At 57.0% G+C, this 20,491-nt stretch carries 23 protein-coding genes; 14 read left to right on the top strand and 9 right to left on the bottom strand.

Annotated features, from left to right (window positions below):
* The 9 genes from AC2FNU_RS12370 to AC2FNU_RS12330 all read left to right on the top strand — a co-directional run.
* A partial coding sequence (locus tag AC2FNU_RS12370) for an MMPL family transporter (protein ID WP_496788493.1) occupies positions 1 to 294 on the top strand: 294 nt, incomplete at its 5' end.
* Position 295: 1 nt separating this feature from the next.
* Positions 296 to 1,264, top strand: coding sequence for a protein translocase subunit SecF (gene secF / locus AC2FNU_RS12365; protein WP_496788491.1), 969 nt, complete (start codon positions 296 to 298; stop codon positions 1,262 to 1,264).
* Positions 1,257 to 2,003, top strand: a complete 747-nt coding sequence (locus AC2FNU_RS12360; protein ID WP_496788490.1) for a TSUP family transporter — start codon at positions 1,257 to 1,259, stop codon at positions 2,001 to 2,003. The genes secF and AC2FNU_RS12360 overlap by 8 nt, the downstream gene beginning before the upstream one ends.
* A gap of 9 nt (positions 2,004 to 2,012) precedes the next feature.
* Positions 2,013 to 2,366: an Mth938-like domain-containing protein gene (locus tag AC2FNU_RS12355; RefSeq protein WP_496788487.1), complete on the top strand. Its 354-nt coding sequence runs from the start codon at positions 2,013 to 2,015 to the stop codon at positions 2,364 to 2,366.
* A gap of 98 nt (positions 2,367 to 2,464) precedes the next feature.
* Positions 2,465 to 3,079: a heme ABC exporter ATP-binding protein CcmA gene (gene ccmA / locus AC2FNU_RS12350; protein WP_496788485.1), complete on the top strand. Its 615-nt coding sequence runs from the start codon at positions 2,465 to 2,467 to the stop codon at positions 3,077 to 3,079.
* Positions 3,076 to 3,732 (top strand): heme exporter protein CcmB, encoded by a 657-nt coding sequence (ccmB, locus tag AC2FNU_RS12345; RefSeq protein WP_171185885.1) that lies wholly within the window; start codon positions 3,076 to 3,078, stop codon positions 3,730 to 3,732. The genes ccmA and ccmB overlap by 4 nt, the downstream gene beginning before the upstream one ends.
* A 61-nt stretch (positions 3,733 to 3,793) precedes the next feature.
* Entirely contained in the window at positions 3,794 to 4,567 is a 774-nt protein-coding gene (locus tag AC2FNU_RS12340; protein ID WP_496788481.1) for a heme ABC transporter permease, read from the top strand.
* The gene (ccmD, locus tag AC2FNU_RS12335) at positions 4,564 to 4,722 is read left to right on the top strand and encodes a heme exporter protein CcmD (RefSeq protein ID WP_496788479.1); all 159 of its coding nucleotides are present in this window, start codon (positions 4,564 to 4,566) and stop codon (positions 4,720 to 4,722) included. The genes AC2FNU_RS12340 and ccmD overlap by 4 nt, the downstream gene beginning before the upstream one ends.
* Positions 4,715 to 5,254 (top strand): DsbE family thiol:disulfide interchange protein, encoded by a 540-nt coding sequence (locus AC2FNU_RS12330; protein WP_496788478.1) that lies wholly within the window; start codon positions 4,715 to 4,717, stop codon positions 5,252 to 5,254. The genes ccmD and AC2FNU_RS12330 overlap by 8 nt, the downstream gene beginning before the upstream one ends.
* Before the next feature lie 26 nt (positions 5,255 to 5,280).
* On the opposite strand, the gene AC2FNU_RS12325 is transcribed toward AC2FNU_RS12330, so the two are convergent.
* The 3 genes from AC2FNU_RS12325 to acnA all read right to left on the bottom strand — a co-directional run bounded on the left by AC2FNU_RS12325 (position 5,281) and on the right by acnA (position 10,432).
* Positions 5,281 to 5,982: an SDR family NAD(P)-dependent oxidoreductase gene (locus AC2FNU_RS12325; protein ID WP_496788475.1), complete on the bottom strand. Its 702-nt coding sequence runs from the start codon at positions 5,980 to 5,982 to the stop codon at positions 5,281 to 5,283.
* 139 nt (positions 5,983 to 6,121) lie between these two features.
* Complete coding sequence (locus AC2FNU_RS12320; RefSeq protein WP_496788472.1) at positions 6,122 to 7,624, bottom strand: BCCT family transporter; 1,503 nt, start codon at positions 7,622 to 7,624, stop codon at positions 6,122 to 6,124.
* Between the two features lie 117 nt (positions 7,625 to 7,741).
* Complete coding sequence (gene acnA, locus AC2FNU_RS12315; protein WP_496788470.1) at positions 7,742 to 10,432, bottom strand: aconitate hydratase AcnA; 2,691 nt, start codon at positions 10,430 to 10,432, stop codon at positions 7,742 to 7,744.
* Between the two features lie 225 nt (positions 10,433 to 10,657).
* On the opposite strand from acnA, the gene AC2FNU_RS12310 reads away from it, so the two are divergent.
* Positions 10,658 to 11,359, top strand: coding sequence for a DUF1223 domain-containing protein (locus AC2FNU_RS12310; protein WP_496788466.1), 702 nt, complete (start codon positions 10,658 to 10,660; stop codon positions 11,357 to 11,359).
* On the opposite strand, the gene AC2FNU_RS12305 is transcribed toward AC2FNU_RS12310, so the two are convergent.
* From AC2FNU_RS12305 to purB, 4 genes are all read right to left on the bottom strand, one after another.
* Positions 11,360 to 12,283, bottom strand: a complete 924-nt coding sequence (locus tag AC2FNU_RS12305; protein ID WP_496788463.1) for a lysophospholipid acyltransferase family protein — start codon at positions 12,281 to 12,283, stop codon at positions 11,360 to 11,362.
* Positions 12,284 to 12,409: 126 nt separating this feature from the next.
* Complete coding sequence (locus tag AC2FNU_RS12300) at positions 12,410 to 13,504, bottom strand: flagellar motor switch protein FliG (RefSeq protein ID WP_496788461.1); 1,095 nt, start codon at positions 13,502 to 13,504, stop codon at positions 12,410 to 12,412.
* A gap of 68 nt (positions 13,505 to 13,572) precedes the next feature.
* Positions 13,573 to 14,121: a tetratricopeptide repeat protein gene (locus AC2FNU_RS12295; RefSeq protein WP_496788459.1), complete on the bottom strand. Its 549-nt coding sequence runs from the start codon at positions 14,119 to 14,121 to the stop codon at positions 13,573 to 13,575.
* Positions 14,122 to 14,501: 380 nt separating this feature from the next.
* The gene (gene purB / locus AC2FNU_RS12290) at positions 14,502 to 15,806 is read right to left on the bottom strand and encodes an adenylosuccinate lyase (protein WP_496788457.1); all 1,305 of its coding nucleotides are present in this window, start codon (positions 15,804 to 15,806) and stop codon (positions 14,502 to 14,504) included.
* Between the two features lie 88 nt (positions 15,807 to 15,894).
* Between purB and AC2FNU_RS12285 the strand changes: the two genes are divergently transcribed.
* From AC2FNU_RS12285 to AC2FNU_RS12275, 3 genes are all read left to right on the top strand, one after another.
* On the top strand, positions 15,895 to 16,227 hold the full coding sequence (locus AC2FNU_RS12285; RefSeq protein WP_496788455.1) for a hypothetical protein: 333 nt from the start codon (positions 15,895 to 15,897) through the stop codon (positions 16,225 to 16,227).
* Positions 16,228 to 16,394: 167 nt separating this feature from the next.
* Positions 16,395 to 16,955 carry a hypothetical protein gene (locus tag AC2FNU_RS12280; RefSeq protein ID WP_496788453.1) on the top strand — a complete coding sequence of 187 codons (561 nt, stop codon included), beginning with the start codon at positions 16,395 to 16,397 and terminating at the stop codon, positions 16,953 to 16,955.
* A gap of 12 nt (positions 16,956 to 16,967) precedes the next feature.
* Complete coding sequence (locus AC2FNU_RS12275; protein ID WP_496788451.1) at positions 16,968 to 17,297, top strand: hypothetical protein; 330 nt, start codon at positions 16,968 to 16,970, stop codon at positions 17,295 to 17,297.
* Between the two features lie 30 nt (positions 17,298 to 17,327).
* Here AC2FNU_RS12275 and AC2FNU_RS12270 read toward each other — a convergent pair whose 3' ends face one another.
* Complete coding sequence (locus AC2FNU_RS12270) at positions 17,328 to 18,542, bottom strand: bifunctional alpha/beta hydrolase/OsmC family protein (protein WP_496788450.1); 1,215 nt, start codon at positions 18,540 to 18,542, stop codon at positions 17,328 to 17,330.
* A gap of 281 nt (positions 18,543 to 18,823) precedes the next feature.
* Between AC2FNU_RS12270 and AC2FNU_RS12265 the strand changes: the two genes are divergently transcribed.
* Positions 18,824 to 19,018 carry a hypothetical protein gene (locus tag AC2FNU_RS12265; protein WP_496788448.1) on the top strand — a complete coding sequence of 65 codons (195 nt, stop codon included), beginning with the start codon at positions 18,824 to 18,826 and terminating at the stop codon, positions 19,016 to 19,018.
* A 10-nt stretch (positions 19,019 to 19,028) separates the two neighbouring features.
* Here AC2FNU_RS12265 and dddP read toward each other — a convergent pair whose 3' ends face one another.
* Positions 19,029 to 20,372: a dimethylsulfonioproprionate lyase DddP gene (dddP, locus tag AC2FNU_RS12260; protein ID WP_496788446.1), complete on the bottom strand. Its 1,344-nt coding sequence runs from the start codon at positions 20,370 to 20,372 to the stop codon at positions 19,029 to 19,031.
* Positions 20,373 to 20,491 lie beyond the last annotated feature (119 nt).

Raw genomic sequence — 20,491 nt, 5'->3', positions numbered from 1 at the left:
GATGCCAATGTGCTGATCTTTGAGCGGATCCGAGAGGAACTGAAATCTGCCAAAGGCCCGGCGCGGGCGATTGAGCTGGGTTATGAAAAGGCGCTGTCGGCCATTCTGGACGCCAACGTCACCACATTCATAACTGCAACCATCCTGTTCGCCATGGGCAGTGGTCCTGTGCGCGGCTTTGCGATTACGCTGGGGCTGGGCATTTTGACCTCGGTCTTTACCGCAATCTTCGTGACGCGCCTGATGGTCGTCATGTGGTTCGAACGCCGCCGACCCAAAACGATCGAGGTTTGACATGAGACTTAAACTCGTACCCCAGAATACCTCGTTCGATTTCTTCAGCCGCTGGAAAATCTGGCTGGGCATCTCTGGCCTGATGATGGTTGTGGCGTTTGCTTCTTTCATGTTGCAGGGCCTGAATTTCGGTATCGATTTCCGTGGCGGTACAACGATCCGTACGGAAAGCGCCCAACCGATTGATGTGGGTGTATACCGCGACGCAATTGCGCCGTTGGAGCTTGGCGATGTCACGATCACCGAGATTTTCGACCCCACTTTCGGGCCGGACGAAAACGTCGCCATGATCCGAATTCAGGCGCAGGCCGATGCCGAAGCGGTTGAGGCCGCCACGATCAACGCCGTCGAGGGCGCATTGCAAACCGTTGTGCCTGACATTCAGTTTGTCTCGGTCGAGTCGGTCGGACCAAAGGTATCGGGCGAGTTGATCCAGACTGCGGTTATTGCCGTTGCGTTGGCCATCGGCGCGGTGCTTGTCTACATCTGGCTGCGCTTCGAATGGCAATTCGCGCTGGGGGCTGTGGCTGCCCTTGTGCACGACGTGATCCTGACCATCGGTATCTTCTCGGAACTGCAAATCCGGTTCGATCTGGCGATCATCGCTGCGCTTCTGACTATCGTGGGCTACTCGCTGAACGATACGGTGGTTGTGTTCGACCGTGTGCGGGAAAACCTGCGCAAATACAAAAAGAAAGACCTCAAGGAGGTTCTGAACATCTCGATCAACGAAACCCTCAGCCGGACGGTCATGACCTCGGTCACCACGCTGCTGGCGCTGATCTCGCTTTATGTGCTGGGTGGGGACGTGATCCGCGGCTTCGTCTTTGCGATGATCTGGGGTGTTATTGTCGGGACGTATTCGTCGGTCTTCGTCGCTTCGACGATCCTGTTGTGGCTGGGGGTCAAGCGCGACTGGTCCAAACCGTCGAATACGGCGGGCAACCAGTTTGCCAACATTGATGCCTGAACTTTTCGGCCAGCCCCCTCAAGGGCTGGCCATTATCCTTTTTGCGGCTTTTCTTGGCGGCGTTGTGCGCGGATTTTCGGGCTTTGGAACCGCGCTGGTCTTCCTGCCCCTTGCCTCGCCCTATCTTGGCCCATTCGGTGCGCTGATCGGGTTGACGATCATGGACATTTTTGGCCCTCTGCCCAATCTGCGCCGCGCGTGGAGCAATGTGGACAAAGGCGATCTTGCCCGCTTGACCGGAGGTTGCGCTTTGCTTCTGCCGCTGGGCCTGTGGGTGCTGACCCGCGTAGACCCCGATGTGTTTCGATATGCGGTCAGCCTGCTTGCGCTTTTCATGCTCGCGGTTCTGATATTGGGGCTGCGTTATAACGGCCAAGTCACTCGAGCGATGGTCTCGGGCATCGGCGCCGCTGCCGGGTTTCTGGGCGGTGTCGCAGGGCTTCCGGGGCCGGCGGTAATCCTGTTTTATATGTCCCGTCCGCTGTCGGTGCAGGTCATCCGCGCCACGATACTGTTGTTTCTCTTCGTGTTCGACTTTCTCATTCTCGGCTACCTGACTGGGATGGGTCGTGTTACATGGGCGGCTGCAGCGCTGGGTCTTGCTCTGGCAATCCCGAACCTGGTGGGGAATTGGCTGGGCGGATGGATGTTCCGCCCCGAGCGTGAGAGGCTTTATCGCGCAGCAGCTTATATCGCAATCGCACTGGCAGCCTTGTCGGGCCTGCCGCTTTGGGGATAGAAAGCGCATATGCGCCTGAACGAGATCACCTACACCAGTGCAATGCCGGTCGACGGCTACGGCCCCGGCTTCTTCCGCGTCGGCGGGCAAGTCCACGAAGGCCCGGTTCTAATCGGCCCAAACGGAACAACAAGATGGGGCGGCTATGATGACCCAGTGCCGCTGCTGAACCTTGCAGACGACATCGACGTCCTGTTCATCGGCACTGGCACGGATATGTCACATATTCCTCAAACGCTGCGCGCTGCTTTGGAAAACGCCGGAATCGGCGTCGAAATCATGAATTCGCCCGCCGCATGCCGCACCTATAACGTGCTGCTTTCGGAAGGGCGTCGGATTGCGCTTGCTTTGATACCTGTTTGACAGGCTCCCTCATTCGGCAGGCGAAATCAGCAAAGCCGCGACGACCCTGCGGCAAATCTTGCCTTTTGCCCCTGCAAACAATCCGCTAAGCGAGTTTCATGACTCTGACTGTATCCGACCTGTCGATCACACGTGGTGGCATTCCAGTGCTGGAAGGTCTCAGCTTTCAGCTGCCGCCCGGCAAGGCGTTGATCTTACGCGGGCCGAACGGGATCGGCAAAACGACCCTTCTGCGCACTTTGGCGGGTTTGCAGCCACCCCTTGCAGGAGCCATTGAAGGCGCTGAGGACCAGATTGCCTACGCGGCGCATTCGGACGGGTTGAAGCCGACACTGACCGTGACCGAGAACCTGACCTTCTGGGCCTCGGTCTTTGGGACAAGCGGCATACAAGACGCATTGGATGCGTTTGATCTGAATGAATTGGCTGATCGCCACGCCGGCAACCTGTCTGCTGGTCAGAAGCGACGGCTGGGGCTTGCCCGGATGCTGGTGACAGGACGACCGATCTGGATGCTGGATGAGCCCACTGTATCGCTGGACAAAAACGCAGTGCAAATGTTTGCCGACGCGGTGCGAACCCATCTGGGGCAGGGCGGGTCGGCCCTGATTGCAACCCATATCGATCTTGGACTGGACGGAGAGGTTCTGGACGTAGGACCCAACAAGGCCAAGCCCAAACCCATTGACGATTTCGACGGAGGCTTCCTGTGATCGCCCTTTTGCTGCGCGACCTGAAACTGGCCTTTCGCGCGGGCGGCGGGTTTGGACTGGGACTGGCGTTTTTCCTGATCGTAACCGTGATGGTGCCTTTTGCGGTGGGTCCGCAATCTTCGCTATTGTCCACTATCGCGCCCGGTGTTCTTTGGCTGGGGGCGTTGTTGGCCTGTCTGCTGTCGCTTGACCGGTTGCTGGCCTTGGATTGGGAAGACGGGTCGCTGGACCTGTTGGCCACCGCGCCGCTGCCATTGGAATCAGTTGTGACCATCAAGGCACTGGCGCATTGGCTGACCACAGGATTGCCTCTTGTACTTGCAGCTCCGTTCCTGGGGGTTCTGCTGAACCTTCCTGTGCCGGGGTTCTTCTGGCTGGTGATTTCGCTGTTGATTGGCACCCCGGCGATGAGCGTGATTGGAACCTTTGGCGCAGCCCTGACCGTCGGTTTGAAGCGAGGCGGCTTGCTTTTGTCATTGCTGGTGCTGCCGCTATACGTGCCTACACTGATTTTCGGGGCCGAGGTTGCGCGGCGCGGGGCAACGGGGATGGAGGTACAAACGCCCTTGCTCATGCTGGCAGGCATCACAGCGGCAACCATTGCGCTGCTGCCCTTTGCCAGTGCGGCCGTGTTGCGTATCAATCTGCGGTGAACCGTCTCAATTTTGACCAAGGTCAATTGAGAACCACCCCAACTCGGACTAGATAGGGCCCATGTCTATCGCAGCCAAAGCCAACGCCCTCTGGGAATATGCCAACCCGCGCAAGTTTCTTGCCACCAGTGAGCGTGTTCTTCCGTTTTTCTGGATCACCTCGATTGCCTGCATCGTTGTTGGGCTGATCTGGGGCTTTTTCTTTACGCCGGACGACTACAAACAAGGGTCGACGGTTAAGATCATCTATCTGCACGTGCCTTCAGCGCTGATGGCGATCAACTGTTGGCTTATGATGCTGGCGACGTCGCTGGTTTGGCTAATAAGGCGTCACCATGTCAGCGCCCTTGCGGCGCGGGCGGCGGCACCGATTGGGATTGTGATGACCCTGATCGCATTGTTGACTGGTGCGATCTGGGGGCAGCCCATGTGGGGCACCTGGTGGGCGTGGGATCCGAGACTGACCTCGTTTCTGATCCTGTTCCTGTTCTACCTTGGATATGTCGCTCTGTGGGAGGCGATTGAAGACCCGGATACAGCGGCTGATCTGACCTCGGTCCTGTGCCTTGTGGGGTCTGTTTTCGCGATCCTCAGCCGCTATGCGGTGAACTTCTGGAATCAGGGACTGCATCAGGGCGCATCTGTCATGCGCGCTGCGGCTGTGACCGGGACAGACACCGAAGAGAAGGTCAGCAATATTTTCTTCTACCCGCTGTTGGTCTGTATCATAGGTTTTGTGCTGCTGTTCATCGCATTGGTGCTGTATCGCACCGGAACCGAAATTCGGGCACGTCGGATCAAGGCGCTGATGGCGCGGGAAAGGGTGGGCGGATGATTCCCGATCTTGGAAAATACGCGGACGCGGTTCTGTCGTCTTATGCCGTGTCTATCGTTCTTCTGGTGGCGTTGATCGCGTTCAGTGTGATGCGTGGACGCAAAGTGCGCCGTGACATGGAAAAGGTCGAACAAAGGATGTCGCGCAATGGCTAAGATATCGCCCTTGATGATCGCCCCGCCGCTGATTTTTGGTGCCTTTGCCGTCTTGGCCGGAATCGGCATGTTCCGCGACGATCCAAATGCCCTGCCATCCGCGCGTGAAGGCCAGCCCGCCCCGCCTGTGGTTCTAAGCGAGTTTCCCGGCAAGACTCTGTTCGATGACGCAACCCTGCGCGACGGAGAGGTCAAGCTGGTCAACTATTGGGCCAGTTGGTGCGCGCCTTGCCGGGCCGAACACCCCAATCTGGAAGCCCTCGCCAAAGAAGGCATCCCGGTTTACGGGATCAACTACAAAGATCAACTGGCCAACGCAGATGCGTTCTTGACCGAACTTGGTGACCCTTACGCTGCCATCGGCCGGGATGAACAAGGCCGAATGGCGCTGGATTGGGGCCTGTACGGTGTGCCTGAAACCTACGTGATTGACGGCGATGGCACGATCATCCTGCGCTTTGCCGGGCCGATTACGCAACGCGTGATCGAAAGCACAATACGGCCTGCACTGGAAAAGGCTGCGGGCGGATAAATCCCTTTGTCTTGCGGCAACAAAAACTACAACCGATAGCCCCCGGTAACGCCTAGGACTTCGCCGGTTATGAACCCCGCTGCGTCCGAGGCAAGAAACCGCACGACTTTTGCGATGTCTGCCGGCGCGCCCACCCGGCCAAGGGCGGTGTCTTTGACAAACAGTTCCGTCAGATCATCCGGACGCGGGGCCTCGGGGATGTTGATCGCGCCCGGGGCAATCGCGTTGACGCGGATACCCTGCGGGCCCAGCTCTTTGGCCATGGCACGCGTCCACAGGTTGAGCGCAGCCTTACTGGCCCCATAGGTCGCGGCATCGCGCGGTGGAAGGGTCGCGTTCATGGAGGAGATGTTCACGATGGACGCCCCAGCTTGCAGATGGGGCAGGGCGGCGGTCAGAAGGGCCACTGGCGCAAGCACATTCAGGTCAAGAATGTCCCTGTGGTCCTGTTGATTGAACGCCTCTTTGGGTGTCGCGCGCACAAGTCCCGCATTGTTCACAAGAACGTCCAGCCGTCCGAATTGTGCGATGACCTGTTCAATAACCTGAGTCGGTTGATCTGGCTGCGTCAGGTCTGAGCGTATCGCCAGAACGTCGCCGTCCAACACATCCAAATCGGGGGCGCTGTTCAACCATGTGAACGCGATTTGGTGATCACGGCCAAGCTCTTCAACGATTGCCCTGCCAATCCCTCTGGCGCCGCCGGTTATCAGTGCAACTTTTTCCATGTGTTTACGAAACCTGCAAAAGGGATGCGTTTCAACGCGAATTCAATTTGGCGATAAACGGTGTCACCTGCGCAGCAAGATCCAGATCATCGCCGCGATGAACGCGAAGGTCACAAGGTTCATCAGGGTATCTGTCAGATCACCGATCAGCATTGTGTTGACCCTCCTCTCTGAGGCCACGTAACAAGCAGACCATCAGAAGGACAGAGATAAAGACAAAGGGCAAAGCACCCAGCGAGATGAGGATCTTAACTGAATCCACTGACCCAGAAAGGATCATCGCAACGCTCAGTAACCCCAGTAGCGCCCCCCAGATCAGACGCACGCGGGGGGGCGGGTTCTCGTCGCCACCGGTCGAGAAGGTGCCAAGGACAAATGCCGCGCTTACGACGCTGGTTACAATGAACAAAAACGCGGCCAGTACCGTTGCAAGCGTTGTCATCAGGGACAGCGGTAGCCGGTCGAGCAGAGCAAAGGTCACGCGTTCAATGTTTGTCTGCGTGTAGGTCAGCAGTTCGCCCGCACCGTTAAGCGCCTCGAACAGCCCGATACCGCCAAAAGCACCGAACCAGAGGATTGAAAACAAGGTGGGGGCGAATAGAACTCCGATCACGAATTCTCGTATCGTCCGACCGCGAGAAATACGGGCCACGAAGACGCCGACAAACGGCCCCCAGGCGATCCACCAGACCATGTAGGTGAGGGTCCAGTCGCTGAACCATTTGGTGACGTCATCCCCAAAAAACGTAAATGTTTGAAAACCTCTTGGGATGACATTGGTGACGTAATCGCCAAATCCCTGAACCACGGTATTCAAAAGATATTCGGTTGGCCCAAGAATGATGGTGTAGGCGACGAGGCCGATCGCAATCAGCATGGCGGCATTTGACAAGCGCGCCATGCCTTGCCCCAGATCGATCAAAAGTGCTGGAATGTAAGCCCCGACCATCGCCAGAAACACGACGGTTATCAGAAGAGCTCCGACCGTTTCCCGACCTCCCAACACCGCAATTCCGTCTGCGACCTGAAAGACGCCCATGGCCATTGAGCCGCCAACGCCAATGGCAATTGCGATGATCGCCATAAAGTCCGAAAGCCATCCGACACGTTCGGCCCAGCGTTCACCGGGAAACAGGCTTTTGATTGGTGCGCTGACCATCATCCCGGTGCCGCGCCGGAAGCTGAAATAGGCAATGGTGAGGGCTGTTGATCCGTATATGGCCCAGGCGTGCAGGCCCCAGTGGAAGTTGGTCGCCAGCATGGCCTGCTGTGCAGCTATGTAATCGGGTGCCATGCCTGAGATGAAATTGAAGTGGGTCAATGGTTCGGCCACCGCCCAGAACAACAGACCGACCCCCATCCCGGCTGAGAACAACATCGAAATCCATGTGGCGGTCGAGAATTCAGGTTCTTCGTCATCGCGACCAAGGCGAATGTTCCCGTATTTCGAGAACGCCAGAACCAGACACCCGATCAACATGCCCGAGGCGGCAAGCATCACAAACCATCCCCGGCTGTGGAAGGTCTGTTGGACAATGCCACTGGCCCAGGTCACCAAGCTCTGAATGTCGATGACACCCCATATCCCGATCACTGCAATGACACTGAGGGAACAAACCAGCAGGGCGTTTGGTTTTTGCATGGCGTGTGGCTTCCGTGAATGACCTTGCACAACAGTTTCAGGTTTTCGAATGAATGGCCAGAAAACAAAACCCCCGGCGCTTGGCCGGGGGGTTAATTCGCACGTTATGCTGTCTGGTCACGATGCCTTCGCAAGGTTGCGCAGCACATAGTGCAACACGCCACCATTTTCGATGTATTCAATCTCGGGTGCGGTGTCGATGCGGCATTTCAGGGTGATGGTTTTCTCACTTCCGTCGCCATAAACGATTGTGCAGGGCACCTCTTGCAGGGGCTCAACTGAATCCAATCCGTGGATTGAGACGGTTTCATCCCCTTTCAGTCCAAGCGTCTTGCGTGTGTCACCCCCCGTAAATTCAAACGGAATGACGCCCATTCCAACCAGGTTTGACCGGTGGATACGCTCAAAGCTTTCGGCGATGACGGCTTTCACACCCAGCAGCGCAGTGCCTTTGGCTGCCCAGTCGCGGCTTGAGCCCGCGCCGTACTGCTCGCCACCAAACACCACCAACGGCGTGCCGTTCGCCTGATAGGCCATCGACGCGTCGTAGATCGAGGTCTGTTCGCCATCCGGACCCTTGGTGTAACCGCCTTCGACGCCCTCCAGCATCTCGTTTTTGATGCGGATATTGGCGAAGGTGCCGCGCATCATGACCTCGTGGTTGCCACGACGCGAGCCGTATGAGTTGAACTCACGCGGTTGCACCTGCCGTTCGATCAGATACTGGCCAGCGGGCGAGGTCGTCGCAAATGACCCAGCCGGAGAGATATGGTCGGTTGTGACCATGTCGCCCAGAATTGCCAGTACCTTGGCCCCTTCGATATTCGAGATTGTGCCCGGTTCGGCACCCATGCCCTGAAAATAGGGTGGGTTTTGAATATAGGTCGAGGTCGGCGGCCAGTCATAAGTTTCCTGTTGTGGAACCTCGACCCCGCGCCATTTCTCGTCGCCTTTGAAGACATCAGCGTATTTTGACTGAAACGCTTCGCGGGTCACAGTGGCCTCGACCAGTTCAGCGATCTCGCTTTGGGTTGGCCAGATGTCTTTCATGAAGACGTCATTGCCGTCCTTGTCCTGTCCGATCGGTTCCGAGGTCAGGTCAATATCCATCGTGCCGGCCAGCGCATAAACCACCACCAACGGCGGCGAAGCCAGATAGTTGGCACGGACGTCCGGCGAAATACGGCCCTCAAAGTTGCGGTTGCCGGACAAGACCGACGTGGCGACCAGATCGCCCTCGGCAATCGCCTCTGATATTTCTTTCTGGATAGGACCCGAGTTCCCAATGCAGGTGGTACAGCCATAACCAACAAGGTTGAACCCGATGGCGTCCAGATGCTGTTGCAGACCGGCGGCCTCGAGGTATTCAGACACGACCTGCGAACCGGGGGCCAGAGATGTCTTGACCCAGGGCTGACGGTTCAGGCCCAGTTCATGTGCTTTCTTCGCCACCAAACCGGCGCCGATCATCACATAGGGGTTCGAGGTGTTGGTGCAGGAGGTAATCGAAGCGATCACGACCTTGCCCGACTCCATGCCGTATTCTTCGCCTTTGACCTCGACCTGTTTGCCCATAGGGCGTTTGAATGTTTCGGCCATTTCCTTGGTAAAGGCCGCCTTGGCGTCGGTCAGGGCAACATAGTCCTGCGGGCGTTTCGGGCCCGAGATCGCCGGAACGATCGTGCCCATGTCCAGTGTCAGGGTATCGGTGTAGATCGGAGCGTAGTCCGCGTCGCGCCAGAGGCCGTTTTCCTTGGCATAGGCTTCGACCAGCGCCAGACGACCTTCGTCGCGACCGGTGTTGCGCATGTAACGAAGGGTTTCGCCGTCGATGGGGAAGAAGCCGCAGGTCGCGCCGTATTCCGGTGCCATGTTGGCGATGGTCGCACGGTCGGCCAATGGCAGGCGATCCAGTCCTTCGCCATAGAACTCGACGAACTTACCGACGACGCCCTTTTCGCGCAGCATTTCAACGACCTTGAGAACAAGGTCTGTGCCGGTGGTGCCTTCGACCATCGATCCCGTCAGTTCAAAACCCACAACTTCGGGGATCAGCATCGAAATCGGCTGACCCAGCATCGCGGCTTCGGCTTCGATGCCGCCGACGCCCCAACCCAGAACGGCCATGCCGTTAACCATGGTGGTATGGCTGTCAGTACCGACCAGAGTATCAGGGTAGGCGACCTCATCTCCGTATTGGTCTGTGTCTGACCAGACAGTCTGCGCAAGATATTCCAGATTCACCTGATGGCAGATACCGGTTCCGGGGGGCACGACACGGAAATTGTTGAACGCCGACTGGCCCCATTTCAGGAACTGGTAGCGTTCCATATTGCGTTCGTATTCGCGGTCCACGTTCATCTGAAAAGCGCGGGGATTGCCGAATTCGTCAATCATGACCGAGTGGTCGATGACCAGATCAACCGGATTCAGCGGGTTGATTTTCTGCGCATCGCCGCCCAGTCCCTTGATGCCGTCGCGCATCGCCGCAAGGTCCACTACTGCCGGAACGCCAGTAAAATCCTGCATCAGCACGCGGGCAGGGCGGTACGCAATTTCACGCGGGTTCTTTCCACCGTTGGCACCCCATTCGGCGAATGCTTTGATGTCTTCGACAGAGACTGAAAAGCCGTCATCTTCGAACCGCAGCATGTTTTCCAGCACGACTTTCAGTGCTGCTGGCAGCTTCGAGAAATCGCCCAGACCGGCCTCTTGGGCGGCGGGGATGGAATAATATGAAATGGATTTACCGTTCACGCTCAGGCTGCGACGTGTTTTGGCGGTGTCCTGTCCGACTCTGATGGGCATCAGTGGCCTCCCTCTCAAATGACTTGGGCAATGGGATTCGCTGTCTGTTATCTGTATCACCAAACCCCTTCGTTCAAGGAAGAACAAGAGCAAAGGGATCTATTTTGTATACCATTGCACACATTTCCGAGGCAAGCGTGCCCTTGCGCCTCAAGAAACCTTGATTGGTCGTTGAACAGCGAAGCAGCTATTGCTGAGACCCAACCGCCGGAATCGAGAGTTCTTATGTTCAGACCCGCCATTTTGACTGCCCTGATGTCCTGTTTTCTGGCTGCCTCTGTCGCGGCCGAGGATGATCCTGTGGTGGTTGAATTGTTTACGTCACAAGGCTGTTCGTCTTGTCCCCCGGCGGACCGGTTGATGCATGATCTGGCCAAGCGGGATGACGTCATCGGATTGGCGCTGCACGTGGACTATTGGGACTACATCGGGTGGAAGGACGAATACGCTGACCCGGACCACACCGCACGGCAGCGTGCCTATGCCCGGGAAGCAGGGCGCTCGATGATCTATACACCGCAAATGGTGATCAACGGGCAGCACGATATTGTAGGTGCGCAATCTCGTGAGCTCGACCGCCTGATCAATGCGCATCTTAAGGCGGTGCCCGAGGCATCGGTGATCGCAACCCGGACTGCAGATGAAGTGACTGTGGATGTCGTCCCCGTGGAATTGCCCGAGGGTGAGGCCTATGACATTCGTGTCGTCCAGTATTCACCGATGCGCCATGCCTCGATCCGCCGTGGAGAGTTGGCTGGTCACGAACTGGACTATGCCAATGTGGTCGAAACTTGGCAGATCGCAGGGCAATGGGATGGTAACGCGCCACAAACGTTTTCAGCCCAACTTGGATCAGACCTTCCAGCGGTTGTTTTGGTGCAACGCGCAGGCCACGGCCCTATTGTTGCAGCAACGCGCGTGAAGTGATCAGGGCATCTCGTCCGGAGCAATGCCAAGCCCGTTCCAGTGCTTCCAGCGGCGGTGAATCCAGAACCATTGCCCCATATGCTGGCGGACCATCTTCTCAAGGTCATCATTGGTGAACTGGGTCATGGTTTTCGGGTCGGTATGCGGAACCGGATCGTGCAGAATGATCTCAAAATCTATGCCATTGGGTTGGCGCACCGCATAACAAGGGATGAGTTCCGCCTTGTATTTCATCGCGAGTTCAGCGTTCAAAACAGACGTCACGGCGGGTTTGTCGAAAAACATAAGCTCTTCGCCCCCCATCGCATGAAGATCTGACACGATGGCAATGATCCCACCCTTTTTCAGCGTGCGCACCATTTCTACCATCCCACGACGTCCTTGCTCGAACATGGGGGCACCGGTCTTGTAGAAGGCTTCTACGTATGCGTCGTTGAAATAGGGGTTTGCCATCCTGCGATACAGGCAGCCGATTGGTTGACCGCTGTGTTTTTGCAGGGCAATGCGCGCGGCCAGATAGTGGCCAAAATGCGCAGTAATCATCATGACCGGACGCCCTTCGGCGACTGCCGCATCAAAGGCGGCAATGCCTGGGCCTGAAATCTTTGCTGTGCTCTGACGCTCGGTGAAGCCTTCTGGTGAAAAATGCTCCATGATCGCCCGACCTGCATTGTCCGGCACATCACGGCAGATCTTTTTAACCTCGGCGTCGGACAGGTCAGGGCAGGTCAGCTTCAGATTGCGGCGGATACGTGTGCGAAAACCAACTACCGGGGCCAGTGATCGCATGATCGCGCCCATAGTCGCAATGCGCCGTTCGTACGGAAGCAGGCGCATTGCCCCGATAACCCCCTGAAGGAACAGATTGGCGACATAGTATTTTCCAAGCTCAAACTTGCTGAGCTCTGACTTTTCGACGGGCATGGAGGCGTCTCACCGCGTATTGCGTATTTCTTTGCCAGACATACAGGCCGATTTGGGCAAGCTCAAGCGTTCAGCAAGTTAACGCACAAAGTGGACGGGTTGTGGCGCAAATACCTGGCTTAAGTGCTATTCGCCCTCATCCTCGGGTTCGACCAAAGCGATTGTTCCAGCATCAGCCAGTGCCCGAATGGCGCCAACCACCTGTGTCATCGCGTCTTCAGCTTCAGATTGCCTGACGCGTCCACGTTCGCCCATCTCTTCGCGAAGATTGTCCGCCATGCGGGACGAGATGTTGGACAAAAGAAACTCGACCGATGCTTTGTCATCATCCGCGGCTGCCCCGGTCAAAGCGGTCACCAGAACAGGTTGGTCCACTTCACGCATTATGGCGGGAACATCGCGGGCTGCGATACGGCTGGAGATGTGGGCGAATGTAAAGATTGACTGACGCACGAGATCGGCAAAGGCAGCGTCATCTTCGTCCAGCGCATTTAGTAAATCGTCACGCGTTGCAGCCGCAGACTGGTTCAGGATCGCGCCGACACGCGCGCCCGGGCCGTCATCGAAGGCCTGAGCCGGGCGCTGATCCAGTTGCGCAGCCAAAGACCAGCCAATCCGCTCGACCGCTTCGGGAGTGACGTTTGCCGTCTTTGAAACCGCGTATGTGATCCGACGGGCCACCGGGCCGGGCATATGACCCAGCATTTGAGCGGCCTGAGCAGTGTCCATTTTGGACAGCATCACGGCAGCCACTTCGGTGCTTTCCGCCTGAGCCATGACGGCAAGATCCTCGACAGGGATGTCGCGCAGCCTTTGCCATGGGTCGCCAATCTGACGCACACCCGCCACCTTACGTAGGCGGGCCGCCGTTTTGGGAGCAATCTTGCCGGTTACTGCATCCAGCGCCCCAGCCAGCCCGTGCGGAAACGCCAGCCCGAGGTTATCCAAAGCCTCGCTGAATTCCTGCGCCACGGCATCCAGTGTTACGCGATCCACCAGACCCATCTCACCAAGCTGGTGTGTCAGTTTTTCTTGCAGATCATCCGGCAGTTCTTCCAAAGGAAGATCTGCGCCTTCGTTGAGCAAAAGGCGTACAACAACCGCAGCCTTCTGGCGGCTGGTCAACGTCCTGGGAACAAGCCGCGGTTTGTCGTCATGTCCAGTGGCAAGCGGAGCGGATGCCCCGGGTGCCGCTTGTATCAATGCGTTTGTGTCTTGCATCTGCCTGTGGTGCCAAATTTCTGAACCACAGGCAGATTACGGAGAATCGGGTTAAATAACCTTGAAGTTTAGTAGTTATAGGTCAGCCCGGTACGGATGGCTTCGCGCAGCGATGCCTCGGCCCAGGTTCCTTCCCCACCACGGGCTTTGATCTCGCGCCATTGCGCGATCGCCAGATCGGTTCTGCCCTCGGCGACAAAGCCCTGCCCCATGTAACTGCGGGCGAGGATATTGTCGGGGTTGGAGTCGATAGCGTTGGTGTAGAAGACGTTAGCCAGTTCAAGCTCACCCATTTTGCGGTATGTGAAGCCCCAATAGGTCAGGACGCGATCATCGTCCTGATCCATGATGCGCAGAATTTTCTGAGCGTTCTCGAATTGCCCGTCATAGGCTAGTTCGCGCACAGCGTCGTAAAGTTCATCTTCTGTGAAATTGGTTTTGTTCGGTTTGACACAACGCCCCGCATCCTTGTCGTAGACGCGGCCAAAGAGGCACTTCTTGGTCGTGTTTGTTGGTTTTGGCGGGGTCGTGGTGCTGCCACCACCGCCAGCCGCATACAAGGCCGGTGCGAAGGCAAAAGCCTGAAGGACAATAGCTGAAACTAAAACAAGGCGCATTTTCCTACTCCGTTCTCTGGGCTGCTCTGATCAAGCATAGCGCGATTTGATAAAAGGCTAACAACCGCGCCCTCGCTTTTATTCACAAGTAGGAAAGAAAAACCTTAGCTATTGACGGTTTTTACGCAGCTATGGGCTTCGGCGTCCCATTGTGTTCCCGGCGCGCAGGACTGCGTTTGTTCGGTGTGGGCGCTGCAGGCCAAGGCGACAGAGGCTGAGCAGCCAAGGGCCAGTGCGCAAATCAAAGTCCGGATCATCGAGGTTCTCCTGTTCGGGGATGCAGGGCCAAGATAACCGATTTTCGATGAACTGGCAAAAGAACAAGGCCCGGATCGCTGTGTGCGAACCGGGCCCCTTGAAGTGATCAATCGGATTGAAAATTATTCGCCAAACACTCGGGCAAAGATCGTATCGACATGCTTGGTGTGATAGCCAAGGTCGAATTTCTCTTCGATTTCTTCCGGGCTGAGCGCAGCGGTGACGTCCGCGTCTGCCAGCAGCTCTTGTTTGAAGTCGGTGCGATGTTCCCAGACCTTCAGCGCGTTGCGTTGCACCATGGCATATGCGTCCTCACGGCTGACCCCGGCTTGGGTCAGCGCCAGCAGAACGCGCTGGCTCATGACAAGTCCGGGGAACTTGTTCATGTTCTCCATCATGTTCTCGGGGAAGATCAGCATTTTGTCGATAACGCCGGTCAGTCGGGCCAGTGCAAAGTCGAGCGTGATCGTCGCATCCGGCCCGATCATACGTTCAACTGAAGAATGCGAAATATCGCGCTCGTGCCAAAGCGCAACGTTTTCCATCGCAGGGATCACGGCCGCGCGGACCATGCGCGCAAGACCTGTCAGGTTCTCGGTCAGAACCGGGTTCTTTTTGTGCGGCATGGCCGAAGAACCCTTCTGACCCATCGAGAAAAACTCGGCCCCTTCCAACACCTCGGTCCGCTGCATGTGGCGGATTTCGATGGCGATGTTTTCGATGCTGCTGGCGATGACGCCCAAGGTTGCAAAGAACGCGGCGTGGCGGTCACGCGGGATGACTTGCGTGCTGATTGGTTCAGGCACCAACCCCATCTGGTCGCAGACATGTTCTTCGACGCGCGGATCGATATTGGCGAAGGTGCCAACCGCCCCGCTGATCGCGCCGGTGGCGATTTCAGCGCGAGCGTCCCGCATCCGCGACAGGTTGCGGTCCATTTCAGCGTAGAAACGAGCAAAGGTCAGGCCCATCGTGGTCGGCTCGGCATGGATACCGTGGCTACGACCGATGCGCACAGTGTCCTTATGTTCAATCGCGCGACGCTTGAGGGCGGCCAACAGACCTTCAAGATCGGCGATCAGGATATCAGCGGCGCGGGTCAGTTGTACGTTCAGGCAGGTGTCCAGCACGTCGGAACTGGTCATGCCCTGATGCACAAAACGGGCTTCTTCGCTGCCCACATGCTCGGCCAGATGGGTCAGGAAGGCGATGACATCGTGTTTGGTGACAGCCTCGATCTCTTCAATACGGGCTACGTCGAACTCCACGTCTTTGGCTTTCCACACGGCCTCGGCATTTTCGCGCGGGATGACGCCCAGATCGGCCATGGCATCGCAAGCATGCGCCTCGATCTCGTACCAGATGCGGAACTTGCTCTCGGGCGACCAGATGGCAACCATGTCAGGGCGGGAATAACGAGGAATCATTGGCGGCAGCACCTTTTTGTGATTGGGATGAGGCGTTGGCGCGGGGTTTAGCCCCGTGTGCGGCAGGTAACAAGACGAGAGAACGCGTATGAGACGGTTTGCCCTGATTTTAGCCCTTTGGCCGGGTGTTTTGGCCGCAGATGGCTTTCAGAAATTGTCGGGCGACGAAATCCTGGCCGCGCTGACAGATAAGAAGCTCGAATATGGTGCAGGGGTTTGGCAAACTTTCGAGGCCAGCATGAGCACGCAGTACTTCTCGGGTGGGCCAAGCGCCGGGCGCTGGGCCGTGCGCGAGGATCAGTATTGCTCGATCTGGCCGCCTTCAGACTTGTGGGCCTGCTACGACGTCTTTCGCAATGAGGATACGATCCGGTTCGTCGATGATGCTGGCGGCCAGACAGACGGCGTTTACGTGCAATAAATAAGCGGGCGCATTTAGCTGATCTGAAGACCCGTTGGCGACGGCTAAGGCGCTTTGAAAGCGGCCATGCGGCGTCGCGATCCACCCGGCCTATAAGTGCCGGTACTGGACAAACTGCGCCTTGAAGGGTCAAGCTGCGTTTGAGGAAATCATCAGGTTATTGAGATATGCGTTTATTTTCAGGTTCATTGCTTGCCGCATGTGCTGCTGTTTGGCTGAGCGGGGCCGCGTCAGTGACGGCCGATACTCCGGTGACGTACACAGAAGATGGTCGTTCGTTGTTTAGTTTTAGTGTCCCTGACTTTTGGGTGCTACGCACTGGCGGCCCGCGAGAGATCGAAGATTCAGAGCTGGGTGATACGCGTGGCGTGTCCCGCGTCATGGGGATGCGCCCGGTGACAGACGATACAGTCTGGATGGGCTTTGTTTCACCCGAAGGGGTTGCATCCATTCAGGATGGCGTCCGCTATTTGCAGGATATTGATAAGTTTCTGGTCAACGACCCCACCATCACAAGCACCAGCGACATGCGCATCGGAGGATTGCCAGCAAAGGTGTTCCGGGGCACCGGACGCCGCGAAGGCAGAGGAGTGAGCTTTACAGCGACGCTCATTGATCTGCCACGAGGCCGCGTTGCAGTTGCCGTGGCCATCCTGCGCGATGGTGCGAATCCGGACTATGCTGATGATCTGAACGCAGTTTTCGCGTCGTTCCGGTCGCTTCAGTAGGGAGAGGGTGCGATGAACTTACAGATGATCAGACGGATTTCTCTTGCACTTGGGCTGGGGGCAGCAAGCTTTGGCTTGTCGGCCTGTGACGGTGTCTCGGTTGGTGTTGGGTATGGATATGGGTACGACCCGTTCTACGACTCGATGCTCTGGAACGATTACTACCGCCGAGACGTTAATATCAACGTCGACCGCCCAGATCGACCAAACCGGCCCGACCGCCCGGTTCGTCCTGAACGCCCAAAGCCACCGGTTGCCAAACCGCCTGCACGGCCAAGACCGCCAACGGCGCGCCCGCCTACAGCACGGCCGCCCATTCACCGGCCATCACCGCGCCGCTAAAAATCAGGGCCGCCAGACAGGCGGCCTTTTTTACGGCAGAAGCTCGGTTGTGATATGGGCGGAACCTTCCAGTGTTCGGTGCACCGGGCATTTGTCTGCAATCTCAAGCAAGCGCTGTTTTTGCGCCTGATCCAGCGGACCGGTCAGCCGGATTTTCCGACGAAACTGATCCACTTTGCCCTCATTGGCCAGACCTGCATCCTGCGCATGGACTTTGTCGTGACAGACATCAACACTGACATTTGTCAAAGGCCAGCGTTTGCGCCGTGCGTACATCCGGATCGTCATGGATGTGCAAGCGCCCAGACCAGCGGATACAAACCCGTAAGGGGACATACCCTTGTCTGTACCGCCATATGAGACCGGCTCATCCGCGACTGCGTGGTGATGGGGTCCGGCCTGAATATCCTGCATGAAGCCGCTTGAGTCAGCCTCGGTAACGCGCACAACGCCTTCCGGGGCCCCGGGTGGTGGGGCGGGTGGGCATAGTTTTACATAGCGCGAAACCCAAGCGGTTATCACATCAGCCGCATATTCGGCATCCTCAGCACGTGTGATCAGGTGATCGGCATTGTCGAGAGTCACAAAGCTTTTGGGATGTTTTGCCGCCAGAAAGATCGTGCTGGCGTTATCGATGCTGACAGTTTCATCCCGCGGTGCGTGAAGGATCAACAACGCTGCTTTGAGCTCGGCAATTGACTCCGAGAGGGCAGATTGCGCAATGTCATCTACAAAGGCTTTGCCAATGCGGAAAGGACGCCCGCCTAAAGTGACTTCGGCGCTGCCATCCTGTTCAATCTGCGGTAAAGCGTCTTCGAAATGATGCGAGACATGGCTTGGGTCTGCCGGTGCCCCGATTGTCACCACGGCTTTAATCGACGGAATGCCCGCCCGTGCACGCAGAACGGCTGCGCCGCCCAGCGAATGTCCGATCAACAGGGCCGGGGCCATGTCCCGCCCAGCCAGGTATTGCGCAGCGGCAATCAGGTCTTCGATATTCGAGGTGAAGGTCGTGTTGGCGAACTCTCCCTCGGAATGGCCCAGCCCGGTAAAGTCAAAACGCAGAACCGCAATCCCCATGGCGGCCAGTCGGGCAGATATGCGCCGGGCTGCTGGGATATCCTTGGAACAGGTAAAGCAATGGGCAAAGAGCGCTGTCGCCAGCACCGGACCGTCCGGCAGGTCAAGACGCGCGGCCAGTTGGCTGCCGTCATGTCCGGCAAAGGTAATGCGTTCCGTGGGCATGTCGGCTCCTTGAATGGGTTGGGGGAACACCGACAATACTGGGTTTATGTTGGTCCGGTCTCAACCCTTATGTCAGTTGCGTCACGTGAAGGTGAGAACTTTGTGCGTGTTTTCTCACCTGTGAAACATCCTCTGGCCGAGCCTGCGATCTGAGGGGGTTGTCCTGCTGACCTCTACTCAATGCATCACGCATTGTGAAGGTATACCAATCAAACATTCATTTTACTTATATACCACTTGGACACATCTAAGGATCGAAGCTGTCGACCAAGGAGATACCCATGTCACACGCAGAATTCGCCACCCGCACCCCTGTGATGCACCCGCTGTGGATCATCGCGTTGCTACTTGCCGGTGTCACAGGTTTTGTCGCTGGACAGTCCTGGCCCGCAAACTTGAGCGGGCCACAGGTTCAAGACGAACCGATCCTGGAAGACTGGCACGGCAATGTCCGCCGGTCGCATTGGTCAAAGTGAGGTGTTAGCCTCACTCTGCGCCCATTAGACGCGCATCAAACGGGTACTTTGTCAGGTTCTCATAGCCGTCTTCGGTAATGAGAACCTGATCTTCAAGCTTGATGCTGAAGTCACCACCAACCTCACCAACGCAAGCCTCGACACACAGAACCATTCCGGGTTCCAACGCATAGTCGTACGACCCTTCGACCGCCTGATCGGGATAGGCCACCAGCGGCCACTCGTCACACAGGCCCACGCCGTGCATCAGGCAGCCGTATTTTTGCGCCTGAAACTTGTCGTCCAGCCTGTGGGAATTTGCCGTCAGTTCCGGGATCATTACGCCGGGCTTGAGCATCTCCATATTGGTCATGATGTGTTCATGCGCGTGCTGCATGGCGTAAACCATGTCCGCACGTGGATTTTGATCGCCAATCCACCAACTGCGGGAAATGTCGATGCAAATTCCGTAGGATCCAATCAAATCGGTGTCGAACGAGATGATCTCGTTCTGCTGAGTGATCCGTGGGCCGCATTCCTGAAACCACGGGTTGGTACGCTGGCCCGAGGCGAGAAGGCGCGTTTCGATCCATTCCCCGCCGCGCTTGATGTTTTCTGCATGCAGGACAGCCCAGATATCATCTTCCGAGGTTTTCCCATTGCCTACATTGGCACGGGCAAATTTCTCCATTTCAGCCACCGCTGTCTCGCATGCGTGACTGGCGCAGCGCATGGCAAGGATTTCGTCCGGTCCTTTGATGGCACGAGTCTTTTCGGTCAGTTCTTCGCCTTCCATGACCTCGAATCCTTGCGCTTCAAGCGCGCGCAGGCCGTGCAGCATGATCTTGTCGACGGCAAGTCGCTTGTTGCCACCACTGTGTTCTTTGATCAGCACCCGGACTTCATTCGAGAACACATCCGCTGCCACGTCGACCTTGTCGCCTCGGTCGAAGTAAAACAGATCGGCGCCTGAGCGTTGTTCACGCACCAAGGGGTTGAACGTGCTGAGGAAGGGAGAGTTCTTGTAGTCCCAAATCACCATGTACCCATCGGCACACAGCAACACAGCACGGAACGGGTTGTGTGTATTCCACAGCTGCATATTTGTGCTGTCGGTCGCATAGCGAATGTTCAACGGATCAAACATCAGCACGCCGCCATACCCGCGATCCACAACAGCTTGCGTCAGCCGCTTCCAGCGATGTTCCCGCATACGGGTCAGGTTAGGCAATTCCAGCCCGGCAGCGGCCCATTCGTCAAAAGCCAGCTGCGTCGGTCCGATCTCAATCCGATCATTGTCGTTTGGAGTGCCGTCACCCAAAGTTGCGCCTTTGCTGGGATCAATCTTGCGCGTGTCTCTGTAGTGATGATTCATGGCTGGCCTCGTTTTGTGCTTTGGCAAAACTAATGTGCCGATCTACAGCGTCTGAAAAAAATGCGACCGCGAGGTAGTCGTTTTCGACCGACACGTCGTCTGGGGCATGCTAAGCCTTT

The organism is Ruegeria sp. BHSB064, from assembly GCF_059613205.1.
Note: the sequence above shows the minus strand (reverse complement) of the source record. Positions and strands in the feature narration are given on the sequence as shown.

What these genes read in the sequence shown, in the direction of transcription:
- secF (WP_496788491.1), top strand. Translation starts at nt 296, where the DNA reads ATGAGACTTAAACTCGTACCCCAGAATACCTCGTTCGATTTCTTCAGC.
- AC2FNU_RS12360 (WP_496788490.1), top strand. Translation starts at nt 1,257, where the DNA reads ATGCCTGAACTTTTCGGCCAGCCCCCTCAAGGGCTGGCCATTATCCTT.
- AC2FNU_RS12355 (WP_496788487.1), top strand. Translation starts at nt 2,013, where the DNA reads ATGCGCCTGAACGAGATCACCTACACCAGTGCAATGCCGGTCGACGGC.
- ccmA (WP_496788485.1), top strand. Translation starts at nt 2,465, where the DNA reads ATGACTCTGACTGTATCCGACCTGTCGATCACACGTGGTGGCATTCCA.
- AC2FNU_RS12340 (WP_496788481.1), top strand. Translation starts at nt 3,794, where the DNA reads ATGTCTATCGCAGCCAAAGCCAACGCCCTCTGGGAATATGCCAACCCG.
- ccmD (WP_496788479.1), top strand. Translation starts at nt 4,564, where the DNA reads ATGATTCCCGATCTTGGAAAATACGCGGACGCGGTTCTGTCGTCTTAT.
- AC2FNU_RS12330 (WP_496788478.1), top strand. Translation starts at nt 4,715, where the DNA reads ATGGCTAAGATATCGCCCTTGATGATCGCCCCGCCGCTGATTTTTGGT.
- AC2FNU_RS12325 (WP_496788475.1), bottom strand. Translation starts at nt 5,982, where the DNA reads ATGGAAAAAGTTGCACTGATAACCGGCGGCGCCAGAGGGATTGGCAGG.
- AC2FNU_RS12320 (WP_496788472.1), bottom strand. Translation starts at nt 7,624, where the DNA reads ATGCAAAAACCAAACGCCCTGCTGGTTTGTTCCCTCAGTGTCATTGCA.
- acnA (WP_496788470.1), bottom strand. Translation starts at nt 10,432, where the DNA reads ATGCCCATCAGAGTCGGACAGGACACCGCCAAAACACGTCGCAGCCTG.
- AC2FNU_RS12310 (WP_496788466.1), top strand. Translation starts at nt 10,658, where the DNA reads ATGTTCAGACCCGCCATTTTGACTGCCCTGATGTCCTGTTTTCTGGCT.
- AC2FNU_RS12305 (WP_496788463.1), bottom strand. Translation starts at nt 12,283, where the DNA reads ATGCCCGTCGAAAAGTCAGAGCTCAGCAAGTTTGAGCTTGGAAAATAC.
- AC2FNU_RS12300 (WP_496788461.1), bottom strand. Translation starts at nt 13,504, where the DNA reads ATGCAAGACACAAACGCATTGATACAAGCGGCACCCGGGGCATCCGCT.
- AC2FNU_RS12295 (WP_496788459.1), bottom strand. Translation starts at nt 14,121, where the DNA reads ATGCGCCTTGTTTTAGTTTCAGCTATTGTCCTTCAGGCTTTTGCCTTC.
- purB (WP_496788457.1), bottom strand. Translation starts at nt 15,806, where the DNA reads ATGATTCCTCGTTATTCCCGCCCTGACATGGTTGCCATCTGGTCGCCC.
- AC2FNU_RS12285 (WP_496788455.1), top strand. Translation starts at nt 15,895, where the DNA reads ATGAGACGGTTTGCCCTGATTTTAGCCCTTTGGCCGGGTGTTTTGGCC.
- AC2FNU_RS12280 (WP_496788453.1), top strand. Translation starts at nt 16,395, where the DNA reads ATGCGTTTATTTTCAGGTTCATTGCTTGCCGCATGTGCTGCTGTTTGG.
- AC2FNU_RS12275 (WP_496788451.1), top strand. Translation starts at nt 16,968, where the DNA reads ATGAACTTACAGATGATCAGACGGATTTCTCTTGCACTTGGGCTGGGG.
- AC2FNU_RS12270 (WP_496788450.1), bottom strand. Translation starts at nt 18,542, where the DNA reads ATGCCCACGGAACGCATTACCTTTGCCGGACATGACGGCAGCCAACTG.
- AC2FNU_RS12265 (WP_496788448.1), top strand. Translation starts at nt 18,824, where the DNA reads ATGTCACACGCAGAATTCGCCACCCGCACCCCTGTGATGCACCCGCTG.
- dddP (WP_496788446.1), bottom strand. Translation starts at nt 20,372, where the DNA reads ATGAATCATCACTACAGAGACACGCGCAAGATTGATCCCAGCAAAGGC.